Consider the following 13,061-nt stretch of genomic DNA (forward strand, 5'->3'; position numbering starts at 1 on the left):
TCACGCCGGTGAACGATGCACCGGAAGCAGATGCTGATCAAGGCTTTACTATCGATGAAGATACGGAGAAAGAGGGGAAGATCATCGCGACTGATATCGATGGTGATGATTTAACCTATACCGTGGCTGAACAGCCTAAGAATGGGACGTTAGAGTTAACTCCAGAAACGGGTCAGTATACCTATAAACCTCATCCAGATTTCAATGGCGATGATAGCTTTAAAGTGACTGTTTCAGATGGTCAAGGTGGTGAAGTGACGGTTGAAGTTCCGATCACAATCACGCCGGTGAACGATGCACCGGAAGCAGATGCTGATCAAGGCTTTACTATCGATGAAGATACGGAGAAAGAGGGGAAGATCATCGCGACTGATATCGATGGTGATGATTTAACCTATACCGTGGCTGAACAGCCTAAGAATGGGACGTTAGAGTTAACTCCAGAAACGGGTCAGTATACCTATAAACCTCATCCAGATTTCAATGGCGATGATAGCTTTAAAGTGACTGTTTCAGATGGTCAAGGTGGTGAAGTGACGGTTGAAGTTCCGATCACAATCACGCCGGTGAACGATGCACCGGAAGCAGATGCTGATCAAGGCTTTACTATCGATGAAGATACGGAGAAAGAGGGGAAGATCATCGCGACTGATATCGATGGTGATGATTTAACCTATACCGTGGCTGAACAGCCTAAGAATGGGACGTTAGAGTTAACTCCAGAAACGGGTCAGTATACCTATAAACCTCATCCAGATTTCAATGGCGATGATAGCTTTAAAGTGACTGTTTCAGATGGTCAAGGTGGTGAAGTAACGGTTGAAGTTCCGATCACAATCACACCGGTGAATGATGCGCCAGAAATTATTGATGCAGAAACCACCGTCGGCCAAAGCCTTGCTTCCGGTACTGAGTTATACGATGTTAATGACAAGAATACTGGAAAAGACGTTGATGTTGATGGCGATAAGATTACCTATGAGATCATCTCAGGTAATGATGAAGGACTCTTTGTTATCGATCCTGAAACAGGAAAGATAACGCTTGCTGATGGCAAGACCTTAAATAGCGAAGATGCTCCTGAAGGAGGTTATCAGCTCGAGGTTAAAGCTACAGACGATACAGAAGAGAAGCTGTCTGGAGAGGGCATTATTACGATTCTTGTTGATGGTGACTCAAGTAAGATTACAACCTCAATCAATAATAAAGGATTGATTGAAGGTGAGACAATGAAGGTCGCGAAAGGACCTGTGAAGTTAGTTATTACAGGAATCGATAAAAATGGTGAGTCTGTTGTTATCGAACGTGATGCTGAGTTAACTCTTACCGGGAATGAGGGACAATATAGTTATCAAATTGTTGAAAGTGATGGCTTTGCTGAAGGCTCTGAAATTAGTGTTGAAGCAAGTGTTGTCGATATCGAAGGTAAAGATATTTATGCCTATGATTATCTCCCTGGATTTATCGATGAAGAGAATCCTGGTCTAGATATTTTAGAGCCAGAAATCACGATTGATGAAGTTGGCTCAAATGGTAAAGTTATTTGGACTCAGCCAAAGGAAGGTGATTCTTCTACTTCAGAAAAAGCAGAATTTGTTGTTTCAGGAAGTGCTACGGGTGTAGAAGAGGGGCAAACGGTAACGATTACTTTCTTAAATACGAAAGATGGATCTCCAGTTACGCTTGAAACAGAAGTTGTAGATGGTCAATGGAATATTACGGTTTCTGCAGAAGATGCTGCGAAATTGCTTGATGGTTCAGTATCTGCTGTCGTGAAAGATCGCGCAGGGAATGAGAGTGAACCTGCTGAAAAAACATATAGTGTTGACGCACCGACTGCGAATGTCACTGGTTACTATGATGATATCGATAGTGTGCAAAATACAGTTACAGATGTAGGACGTGTGGCTGAGGGGATAGAGATCTCAAGTAAGGCTTCTACAGAATTAGCTTTCTCTGAAGGCTCATATTTCACCCATGCTAATGGGCAAGAATTGGATGGTACGATCGAGATTGAAGGTGAGTATGGTCTCTTTACATTGGGTAGCGATGGGGAGTGGACCTATAAACTCAATAGTGATGCGGCTGTATCTGAAGCGCTTATTGCTTCAAGAGGGCCTTTAACTGAAATCTTCCAGTTCCAAGATGACTCAGGTAAGCGTTATGAAGTTAAAGTCTCAATTAATGATAATCGTTTAGAAGATGGGGAAGTTGTTGCAATTTCAGCGACTACCGCATCTCTATTAGATGAGCCGGAACTTGTTGAGAGCGATGGTAATGAGTTTGTGATCTATAGTAATGACTCATTAGGTGAGATTGAAGGAAAAGCAGCAAAAGGTGTAGAGACTGTTCGTATCTATATTAATAAGCAACATGCTGCAGATGATAGCGAAATGGATAGCTTAGGTTATCCACAGTACTTTGAAGTAGCAGTTGATGAAGATGGATATTGGAAGCTTGATGAAGCTACTCTTGAAAAGGCATTACAGACCACTTGGTGGGCAGACCAGCTTCGTAATGACAATATCTATCTTCAAGTAAGAGCTGTCGATCCTACTACAGGTAAAGTCGGTGAGGTTTCTGAGAAATATACATTTGTTGTGGATACGGTGGCACCCCAAGCAACCTTTGTGCAGTATGATGCTGAGGAAGGTAATGTAACCGCGTTGATTAGTGGTGACCCAACCTATGTTTATCATGCACAAACGGGTGATAAGGTAACGGTAACCTATATCGACACAAATGGTGAAAAGCAGACTGTAGAAGGCAAGGTTGGTGAGATTTATAAGGAAAGAAAGCAATATCTTGCTATCAAGGTACCTGTTGGTAAGGAGAATATTGATGAGTCGACAGAGTTTAAGGTCTATGTAACAGATAAGGCTGGAAATATCGGTGTTAACAATGATTCACAAGATGATCCAACCGTTATCCAATTGCCAACTCCAAAAATTGATCAATATCTCGATTATGTTGACACAGGGGATCTCAATGTTGAGATTATTGAGAATGGTGGTTACACCAATGATCCTTCAGGAGAAATTAGCGGTACTGTCGTTATCAATGCTGAACAGATGAATATTGTCGGTTCTGTGCGTGTTTTCGCTTATAGAGCAGCTGAGAAATATATCGAAATAGATGTTAAGGATTTAGTCCCTGTACCGGGAGCGAAGGATACCTATCGTTTTACCACAAAGAAAGAGGATCTTGGTAAGTTAACAACGACAGGTATGTTTGCTGAAGGGGAAGTAACACTAGAAGCAGCTGTTTTTGATAAGAGTGGTGAGCAGAAAGGCGATAACTCTCCGAAGTTTATCTTTACTGTAGATATGGCTGTGCCAACTATCGAGATTACTGAGATTGCAGGTGGTGATGACACCTTAACAGATACAGAGAAAGAAGATGGTTTGACCATTAAAGGAACTACGCCTAAAAATGCTCAAGTAGGTAATAAAGTCACTATTACAATTGGTGAGAAGAGTTATGAAACAACCGTTAAGGAAGGATTCGTTTGGGAATTAAATCTTTCAAGCGAAGAGGCTAAGACCTTTGTTGATCCCGATTACGAGGTTACAGCTCAGGTTATTGATTTTGCTGGTAATAAGTCAGCAGAAGTTTCAGCGGAGATGAAGACGAACAAAGCACCTACTGCGACGACAACCCCAATTGTTGCAGATGAAGATACTGATCTTTCTGCGGTATGGCAGTATGTCAGAGCAAAGGACCCTGAAGGTGAGAGAGAGTTAACCTATGAACTTGTTGAGGGTACTTTAGATCCTAAAGTAGGGACTATTAGTGATATTTATTCATCAGGATATTTCATATTTAATCCTGCTAAGGATTGGTCGGGAAAGACCAGCTTCCAGATTAAGGTGACCGATAGTTTCGGTAATAGTACGATTGTAGAGCAAGAAGTGATCATTAACCCTGTTGCAGATAAACCTTTAGTAACAGAAGGAGATATGGGTTTTGATGTGACTGAACTTACTCTGAACAAGTATGTTTGGAACAATATTGGTGGGCGTACTGATGGTGTCGAAATAATAGGAGGGAAAAAGTATAATTTTAATGATACGTCAACACCACAATACCCATATGGGCAAGGTGCAGGAAATGGTATTAATCCAGATGTTCTCGTGAATGGTATTGATGCATTATTTAAACATAGGCAGCCTAATCATGTAGAGGCGACAACGAGCCTGACATCTCCTGGTTGGGATGACCCTAATGCTAAAAAGAATGGAGTTCCAACATATGGTGCAGTTTATATCACGGGATTCGTTTATTTAGAAGCGGGTAAGACTTATAAGTATGTGGGTTCTGCTGATGATACCGGGATGATTGTAATTGGTGATGTCTCACAACAGTATGTGAGCTGGGCTGGAGTTGGTGCCGGAGTACAGCAGCAAATATTTGAGGTAACTGAATCAGGATTTTATACCTTTGATTTTTATGTTTATAACCAAAGGGGCGATGGAAACTATAACTTCAAGGTGACCGAAGAGGATGGTAGCGATGTGAAGTACTATCCTTCTAAAGAGGCAATTGCAAAAGAGTTGCCGGACTTTGTTCAGTTAGATAGTCATCTTAATGATCCAGACGGTAATGGTCGTGGCTTCTATAGTATGAAGTATGGTTATAAAGGCTCTGAAACAGATCAAATTAACTTAAGTAAGATTCAAGCTTCTTTAACAGATAGAGATGGCTCAGAATTCTTAACGATGAAGTTAACAGGATTAGTAGAGGGAGCTGAGTTAACCTATACTGTTACCCATATGAATGGTGATACTGAAGTTAGAACTGCTCTTGCTGGATCTGATGGCACTATTACAGTTGTCGGAGAGTCTGGAGAATTAGACTTCAAAGATCTTGTCTTAGTAATGCCTAAAGAAGCGGAGCTTGGTGATTATAAGGTCTCTGTAACTGTTACGGCGACAGAGAAGGCCAATGGTGATAGTAGTGAGAGTAGTTATGACTTTACTTTGGAGGTATTGCCGCCTAGTCGTGAGATTATCGCAACTGAAGGGGATGATCTGATCAGTACCGGAACAACGGGTAATGACACCTTAATTTACGATCTTCTTGTAAAAGCAGATAGTAAAGGTGGGCATGGTGTTGATACTTGGGTTGATTTCCATGTAGGTAATCCTTCTTCTGATGATAACGCGGATATGATTAAGTTCAAATCTGGCTTCTTTGAGGGGTTAACGTCTCAAGATCTTCTATATCAAGATAGTGATAAAGTTAGTAAGTTTATCAATATTGAGTACGATGAAGAGGAGAAAACAGCAACACTCTTTGTTGATCGAGATGGTGGTAGAACAACCCATGAGCCGGAGCCATTACTGATTTTAACGAATCAACAGAATGAGATTACGTTAGAAGAGTTGTTGCAGAATAATCAGATCATTATCGGCTAGATGATCATTTTGAAGTCGATCTGATGAGACTTTAAATCTTCAGACTTATAAAAAAATGCCTAGGAAGGAAGCTTCTTAGGCATTTTTATTGGTTTTATGGGGATTTATAGGTTTTACAGGGTGTTATGATGTGATATTAATCGGTCAAAGGCATGTTAATTCAGTGTCAATTATTCACTCTTTTTTTGAACTCTTTTTTGTTGATATCGTTTAATCAGCCACTGCCGGCTCTTATCGTAGAGATAGTTGTAGAGATAGGTATAGAAGAGAAAGAAGATGAGTAATCCGACTTCAATCATAAAGGCTTCTGTAAGCGAGACACTTAAAATATAAGCAAGCATCGGGATCGTAAAGAGAATGAGCGTTGCCTCAAAACTCAATGCATGCAATATACGGATGGAAACGGGTCGTTCACCATTAACAAAAGGGAAGAGCTTATCAAATATCCAGTTGAAAACAATATTGAGAAGTAGTGCAGTAACGGAGATTAGTACGGAAACTATGCCCATAGCATCTATGGGTTTATGAAGAAGAAAGACTCCGATTAACATCGTAAAGAGAATCGCCAAAATCTCAAAGAGTAGGGCATGAAAAAAGCGTTCTTTCAGTGATCTTACTGTTGCAATAGTCATAATATAATATTTAGGGATTGAGCAAAGGCTCTATCTACCTACCTTCTACTACTTTTCGTGAATGATCACTCCCTTGTATCACAAAAGTGTTTAATAAAATAGAGAAAAGGGAAAGAAAAACGCATACTAGAGCGAGGGCTTAAGATATTTTTAAGGCGATCACGCTAGGATGCTAAAAGATACAGAGGAGTGCTTTATGAAAATATTGCTTGTAGAAGATGATCGGTCATTAGGAGAGACTCTTCAAAAATGGCTAGAGATGGATGGTTATGTGGTTGATTGGGTGATGGATGGAGTGAGTGCACAAAATGTTTTGATCGATACTTATGATTCTGTCCTATTAGATCGAGGGCTTCCCGGCGCTTCTGGAGATATTGTATTGAAGAAGTTGCGAGAGAAAGGGGAGTCGATCCCGATCATTATGATTACTGCGCAAGATAGTATTGCTGATCGGATTGAAGGGTTAGATCTTGGTGCAGATGATTACTTAGTAAAACCTTTTGATCTAGAAGAGTTGAGTGCAAGAATTCGCGCACTCTCTCGGAGATCAGCTCGTAAATTGCAGACGCTCTTTGAGCATCGAGATGTTATTTTAGATCCTACAACAAAGAGTGTGACTCGAAATGGAGAGAGTATCTCTTTAACTGCTAAAGAGTATGCTGTGTTGCACACTTTAATGCAGAATCCTACACAAATTTTTACGCGAGAGCAGCTAGAAGATAAGTTATATGCTTGGGGAAATGAGGTGGAGAGTAATGCAATAGAGGTCCATATCCACCATCTGCGAAAAAAGCTCGGCAATGATTTTATTAAAACAAGACGTAATTTAGGTTACACGCTAGGTAGTGAATGAGACGATTGAAGAATTTACAACAGTGGTGGCAACAGCGGCGAAAAGGGCAAAAGAGGCTCTACTCTCTTCGTGCAACATTGATGGCGAGTATCGTTGCTTCTACATTATTGGTTTCCGGTGTTAGTCTCTCTATTACGACCTACCTTAGCTGGGATCAGACAAAAGAGGTTCTAGATGAGGCATTAAAACGCTCCGCTCAGACCTTAGCGCAGTTAGCTTATCGTGAGAATTTAGGGGGCCGTCCTGTTAAGGGGCATATGGATTTAGAAGATAATGAGTTCTATTTCCAGATTATCAATCAAGGTGTGGTGATTGCAAAGAGCAGCTCAGCACCTAATCGCCCCTTTATAGCAACGAGTGATCGTCGGGGGTATAAGGGCTTTAATACCATCAAGATTAAGGGCAAGGATTGGCGGGTTTTTCTCTTAAAGCCAAGGCATGCAAACTTTGAAGTGCAAGTTGCCCATGCGGTAGAGATGCGCTATCAATTTTTAGAGAAGTTGGCAAAGCAGCTGATTTTAGCGGGAGGAATAGTTTTGTTAATTTCACTTCTTATTAATGGGCTCTTTATCTATTTTGGCCTACGACCATTAACGGTAGTTTCACAACAGATTAAACGGATCTCCTCGAAGAGCTTAACGCCTATTGCAACCCACTCTCGTAGTAAAGAGATCGTTGCCATTGAAGATTCACTTAATATGTTGTTAACCAATTTAGAGACAGCCCGCCGGCATGAAAGACAATTTACCGCGGATGCTTCTCATGAGCTTCGGACTCCATTGAGTGCGATTCAGATGAAGTTACAACTCCTAAGACGTTTAAGACCAGAGTTGATCGCTGATTTAGCTCCGCTTCAACATGATATATCGCGCGCGACCCACTTAATTGAGCATCTCATGTTATTAGCTCGATTAGATCCACTCTCTCCCGATGAAAATAGCGATCTATTAAAGCAGGAGTTACTCTTTTCAGTGCTCTTTTCTGACCTTAATGAGAGTTTTAAAGAGGAGGCTACGCGAAGGGGAATCGAGATTCACTTCCACGAAGAGAGAGTCTCGCTCTGTGCCAATTATGATCTACTCTATATTGCCCTTAAAAATTTAATTAATAATGCCTTAAAGTACTCTCCAAGAGGGTCGAAGATAGAGGTCACTTCGGAAACAGTTTTTGTAAATGCTGCTAAAGGAGTATCCGAGAGAGCGATCATTAAGGTGAGGGATAATGGGCGAGGTGTCGAGCCAGAAGAGCTTGCTCGACTAGGTCAGCGCTTTTATCGCGTATTAGGAACTGATGAGATTGGGAGCGGCCTAGGACTATCGATTGTGAAGAAGATCGTGGAACTTCATCGCGGCGAGATGCATCTTCGCTCTAAGCCGGAGTTAGATGGTTTAGAGGTTTCGCTTATCTTTCCCGTAGAAAAGAGATAGTAACTTTAAGGGTAATCGATCACTTTTGTGATTGGTCTATTATTTTGAAGATTTTATCTAAAAATATTATCTTCTTAAGATTTAGTTAAGGTTAATTTGGTCTAATAGTTCGTAGATAGAGAAGAGACTCTTAAGATTATCGAATTCTCTTGGTCAAGAAGAGAGGCAGAGGTCATTGATGAATCCCTTCTTTCCCTATTTTTAATCTCTACTTAAGAGAGGAGTATACAATGCGAAAATTACTATTAGTATCGGCATTAATGTTAGGTTCATCACTTGCTTTTGCTCAATTTACAGGACCCTTAACTGATAATGTACAGGCTGAAGTTGCCAACAAGTTAGAAAATGTGCTCTCTGTTGAGCAAGCGCGACACCTTAAAGATGATACAAAAGTGATCCTTGAAGGAAAAATTGTAGAGCATTTAGGTGGTGATAAGTACCGCTTTAAAGATCAAAGTGGTGAAATCACTATTGAGATCGATCATGATGATTGGAGAGGCGTGAAAGTCGGTCCTGAAGATACCGTCGTGATCTATGGTGAAGTGGATCATCACCGCCATAAACCAACCGATATTGATGTTGATAGGGTTGTTAAAAAGAGTGGCGAAGTTGTTGCTGAATAACTAAATAGCCTGACTACCAAGTAGCGACATATAGCGACATATAACGATTTAATACCGTATGTCTGCTTAACCTGCTGATTTGGCCACTGAGTTTACTCATATTACTCATAATATTTATACCATCATCTTAGATATATTACTGATATTAAAGGAGTGCAATGATGCGTCCACTATTTTTACTTTCAACCTTAATTTTAAGTTCTTCAATTGCTTTTGCTCAAGTCGATGTGCCGAAAGTTGAAGTGCCGGCAACAGAGAAGGCGGGAGTTGAAGCGATCCAAGAGAAAGCAAAAGCGCCGACAGAGCCCAGACAGATTAGAGCACAAGCGAGAATTCATAAGGATGAATGTGCAACAGGAGATTGTCCTGGAAAAGCTCAAAATGAGAAGCGTAATGGCGATAAAGCAGAGATGAAAGAGCAACGCAAAGAGATGAAGAATGCCGATGGTAAGAGAGAGGCTCAAAAGGAGAAGCGAGCTAACTCTAAAGATGGTAAGAAACATCATAGTGATAAAGAGTATAAAAAGAACCATAAGAAAGAACATAAAAAAGAGCATAAGAAAGAGAAGAGAGCAAAAGAGCACCGCGATGGCTCAATGAAGGGCGATAAAGGTGCTAAAAAGATGGAAGGGCGTAACTAAGCGATAATATTAGTGAATAGATGTAGTTTATAAAAGCGAAGTTAATCTACTAAACCTAAGTTTCCCTTATTCTCACTTTTGTGGGGATAAGGGTTTTTTTATATCGTATCTATTCACACTCTTCTAAAATCATTAAAAAATAGATAGAGAGATGAGAGCATTGCGTTATCAGCGATTATTTTAGAGATGATAGCTCAGTTGTATTAAAATAGAGGTTCGACTTGTGATACTGCTGAGAATCATTCAGCGATACAAGGACTGGTAGAGAGATCTACAGATTGATAAATAGAGGTAAAAAATGGCAAAAAAACCACAAAAAGGTAGTGCGCAGATTGCAGGTAATAAACGCGCTTACCATGATTACTTTATTGAAGAGAAGATCGAGACGGGTATTGAGCTACAAGGTTGGGAAGTTAAGAGTTTAAGAGAGGGGCGTGGGCAACTTTCTGAGGCTTATGTGCAGATTAAAAATGGGGAGGTCTATATGATCGGCTCCCGCATTACTCCTCTACTTTCCGCCTCAACCCATATCTATGCTGACGATACACGGACGCGTAAATTACTGCTCCATCGCCGTGAAATTGATCGCTTGATGGGCGCGGTAGATCAGAAGGGATATACAATTGTTCCCTTAAGTTTGTATTGGAAGCGGGGAATGGTTAAGGTAGAGATAGGATTGGCGAAAGGGAAAAAGGATCACGATAAACGAGCGACAATTAAGGAGCGAGACTGGAATCGTGAGAAGCAGAGAATACTTCGTCATGAACATCGATAATGTTAAATCATAAAAAATTGAATAAAGATTCATGAAAACTGGAGGAGAAGATGGATAGAAAAAAGATTGTCTTTTTAGATCATGGAACAATGAGTCGCTTTGATCTCTCTTTTAACTTTCCTTATGAGTTAATTGAGGTTGATAATTGCCCTAAAGAGCAGGTTGCTCAAACATTAGCAGGTTGTGAAATTGCGATTACTAATAAGGTGCCGATCGACCGCGCGGCGATGGAAGCTAATCCACAGCTGAAATTGATTGCGGTAGCGGCAACAGGATTCAATATGATCGATGTTGTCGCAGCTAGAGAACTTGGCATTACCGTCTCGAATGTTGCTGGCTATAGTCAGACGGCTGTTGCAGAGCATGCATTTATGATGATGATCTCTTTAGTTCATCGTCTTCCACTTTATGAAGCACGTGTTCGTGCCGGTGAATGGCAAAAGTCACCCTTCTTCTCCCTATTTGGTGCACCTATCTATGAATTAAAAGGAAAAACATTAGGAATCTTTGGGCGCGGAAGTATCGGCTCACAATTTGCAAAGTATGCAGAATGTTTTGGAATGAAGGTTCTCTATTCTGAACGAAAGGATGCATCGACGATTCGCCCAGGATATGAGAGTTTCTCTGATGTGTTAGAAAAGAGTGATGTCTATTCGATCCATGCTCCTTTAACGTCGGAGACAGAAAATCTTATTTCAGCGAAAGAGATCGCAAAGATGAAGCCAGGGGTTGTTATTCTTAATGTGAGTCGTGGAGGATTAGTGAATGAAGCTGATTTAGCCGAAGGCTTGCGTAGTGGACAAGTAGGAGGTGCCGGTATAGATGTATTGACTTCAGAGCCCCCTAAGCCAGATAACCCACTCTTAGCTGATGATCTTGGGAATTTAATTTTAACGCCTCATACGGCATACGCCAGTGAGGAGGCTTTAGCCAAACTGGTGGTTCTATTACAAGATAATATCAATCAGTTTGTTGCCGGAGAGCCGATGAATGTTGTTAGTTAGGGATGCTATTTGATCTTGTAGGGTTGAGTGTGTCATTATTGCCTGATTGATCACTATAGTTACTAGAGGAATATCGATGTTAGCAGCGTCTTATATGGGGCTAAAGCATACACATATTATGCTTGCCTTCTTTTCAATTATCTTTTTCAACTTCCGTTTTTGGAAATATTTTTTAGTAGCAAGACCCAAATGGGCACGTATAGCACCACATATTATTGATACTTTTCTCTTATTGACCGGTATCTTATTGGCGGTTGCGCTCTCTATTAATCCATTTTCATTGGGAGGAAGTTGGTTAGGGGTAAAACTCTTCTTTATGGTGCTCTATATTCTGTTTGCTGTTTTAGCGATGAGACAGAACTTTGCACTCTCTACAAGATTGATTAACTATCTGATTTGTAACAGTATGGCGATGGCAGTTGTCTGGATGGCGATGATGAAGCCACAACTATTCTAATTCACCATTTTAAATCACTATTAATCTGCTCTGTTCTAAAACGGATAAAGAGTAGACAAAAATTTGCAAGTTACTAAAATTGTTATATACTAACCATCTTAGTTAAGCGCCCATAGCTCAGCTGGATAGAGTACCTGGCTACGAACCAGGCGGTCGGAGGTTCGACTCCTTCTGGGCGCGCCATATAGTAAACCCCTTACTTCCGAGTAAGGGGTTTTATTTTTTAGTGAGTTCTAATGAGTTTAGTAGAGGCGTTTGTTGTAGTGGTATCCCTGTAGATCCCTGTAGATGGATATAGATGGATTCTGCTGCTTTTATGCGTTGGAGGTTTATAACCTCTCCTCAGTAACAATAATGATAACGATAGCGATAACGTATGACTCATAACTCATAATCACATCACACAACTATTTTGATTCTCTTCGGTATCTTTTGTTTGACATTCTGAAAATATCGGGTATAGTAATGATCTTAGTTAAGCGCCCATAGCTCAGCTGGATAGAGTACCTGGCTACGAACCAGGCGGTCGGAGGTTCGACTCCTTCTGGGCGCGCCATACGATAAACCCCTTACTTTCGAGTAAGGGGTTTTATTTTATTGGTCTATTTTGAATCTGTTTTGAAGCTATTTTGCTGCTCGATTAAGATCTTCTTTAGGGGTTGGGCGAATGATCCATAGATTAGCTATCACCGTCATTTGCTTCCCGTCATTGTTATTGCCGGAATAGTGAGGCAATGCCATAAGGTCTTTTTGAATGACGATGATGCGATTATCAGTAATACTCTATCCGCTAAAAGTAAAATACTAAAAGCGGGAGTAAGAGTGATTTATCTTTCGATTAACTCATATTGATAGTGAGGGCGATCGCCAACACGGTAATAGATAAAGTCTTTTTGATAGCTATCTAAGAATTTTTGTCGAGCTTCTGCACTCTCAAACCATCTTTCCGCCTTAAAGTCAGGTCCTAGAAGATTTTCACGCATAAAAGTTGCATTAGGGGGTAAAGTCATTCGAACGCCATATTGTTTACTCATAATTGATCTCCATCTTACAAATTTGATTACTTAATCTTCGATTCTATCGGGTCTGTTGAAAGCTTCATTTTTGACTGGAAGCTTAATCCTCGTTTTAATATTTGCTTTTAATATTCGTTATTACTATTGGTTTTTCCTATTGGTTTTAATACCTATCTGCTTTTCACTTATCTCTTTTCGTATAGGTCTAATATTAGC

The 13,061-nt window shown here is 40.5% G+C and carries 10 protein-coding genes and 2 tRNA genes; 10 read left to right on the forward strand and 2 right to left on the reverse strand.

Going from position 1 to position 13,061, the window contains the following annotated elements:
* A partial coding sequence (locus B9T19_RS10090) for a tandem-95 repeat protein (protein WP_143436885.1) occupies nucleotides 1–5,417 on the forward strand: 5,417 nt, incomplete at its 5' end.
* Between the two features lie 170 nt (nucleotides 5,418–5,587).
* On the opposite strand, the gene B9T19_RS10095 is transcribed toward B9T19_RS10090, so the two are convergent.
* Nucleotides 5,588–6,049, reverse strand: a complete 462-nt coding sequence (locus B9T19_RS10095) for a PACE efflux transporter (protein ID WP_094568509.1) — start codon at nucleotides 6,047–6,049, stop codon at nucleotides 5,588–5,590.
* Between the two features lie 196 nt (nucleotides 6,050–6,245).
* Between B9T19_RS10095 and B9T19_RS10100 the strand changes: the two genes are divergently transcribed.
* The 9 genes from B9T19_RS10100 (at nucleotide 6,246) to B9T19_RS10140 (ending at nucleotide 12,385) form a co-directional block, all read left to right on the forward strand.
* Entirely contained in the window at nucleotides 6,246–6,902 is a 657-nt protein-coding gene (locus tag B9T19_RS10100; protein WP_094568510.1) for a response regulator transcription factor, read from the forward strand.
* Nucleotides 6,899–8,329, forward strand: coding sequence for an ATP-binding protein (locus B9T19_RS10105; protein ID WP_094568511.1), 1,431 nt, complete (start codon nucleotides 6,899–6,901; stop codon nucleotides 8,327–8,329). The genes B9T19_RS10100 and B9T19_RS10105 overlap by 4 nt, the downstream gene beginning before the upstream one ends.
* Nucleotides 8,330–8,559: 230 nt before the next feature.
* On the forward strand, nucleotides 8,560–8,952 hold the full coding sequence (locus B9T19_RS10110) for a NirD/YgiW/YdeI family stress tolerance protein (RefSeq protein ID WP_094568512.1): 393 nt from the start codon (nucleotides 8,560–8,562) through the stop codon (nucleotides 8,950–8,952).
* Nucleotides 8,953–9,110: 158 nt separating this feature from the next.
* Nucleotides 9,111–9,593: a hypothetical protein gene (locus B9T19_RS10115; RefSeq protein WP_143436886.1), complete on the forward strand. Its 483-nt coding sequence runs from the start codon at nucleotides 9,111–9,113 to the stop codon at nucleotides 9,591–9,593.
* Nucleotides 9,594–9,891: 298 nt separating this feature from the next.
* A complete protein-coding gene (gene smpB, locus B9T19_RS10120) occupies nucleotides 9,892–10,368 on the forward strand; it encodes an SsrA-binding protein SmpB (RefSeq protein ID WP_094568514.1) in 477 nt (158 codons plus the stop codon).
* Between the two features lie 50 nt (nucleotides 10,369–10,418).
* Complete coding sequence (locus tag B9T19_RS10125) at nucleotides 10,419–11,372, forward strand: D-2-hydroxyacid dehydrogenase (protein ID WP_094568515.1); 954 nt, start codon at nucleotides 10,419–10,421, stop codon at nucleotides 11,370–11,372.
* A gap of 76 nt (nucleotides 11,373–11,448) precedes the next feature.
* Nucleotides 11,449–11,829 (forward strand): SirB2 family protein, encoded by a 381-nt coding sequence (locus tag B9T19_RS10130; protein WP_094568516.1) that lies wholly within the window; start codon nucleotides 11,449–11,451, stop codon nucleotides 11,827–11,829.
* Between the two features lie 106 nt (nucleotides 11,830–11,935).
* Nucleotides 11,936–12,012 (forward strand) — tRNA-Arg (locus B9T19_RS10135).
* 296 nt (nucleotides 12,013–12,308) lie between these two features.
* A tRNA-Arg gene (locus B9T19_RS10140) sits at nucleotides 12,309–12,385 on the forward strand.
* Nucleotides 12,386–12,656: 271 nt separating this feature from the next.
* Here the strand turns inward: B9T19_RS10140 and B9T19_RS10145 are convergent.
* Entirely contained in the window at nucleotides 12,657–12,863 is a 207-nt protein-coding gene (locus B9T19_RS10145; protein ID WP_094568517.1) for a hypothetical protein, read from the reverse strand.
* Nucleotides 12,864–13,061: the final 198 nt, after the last annotated feature.

This window comes from Ignatzschineria sp. F8392, assembly GCF_002252045.1.
In the GTDB taxonomy this organism is placed as follows: Bacteria; Pseudomonadota; Gammaproteobacteria; order Cardiobacteriales; family Wohlfahrtiimonadaceae; genus Ignatzschineria.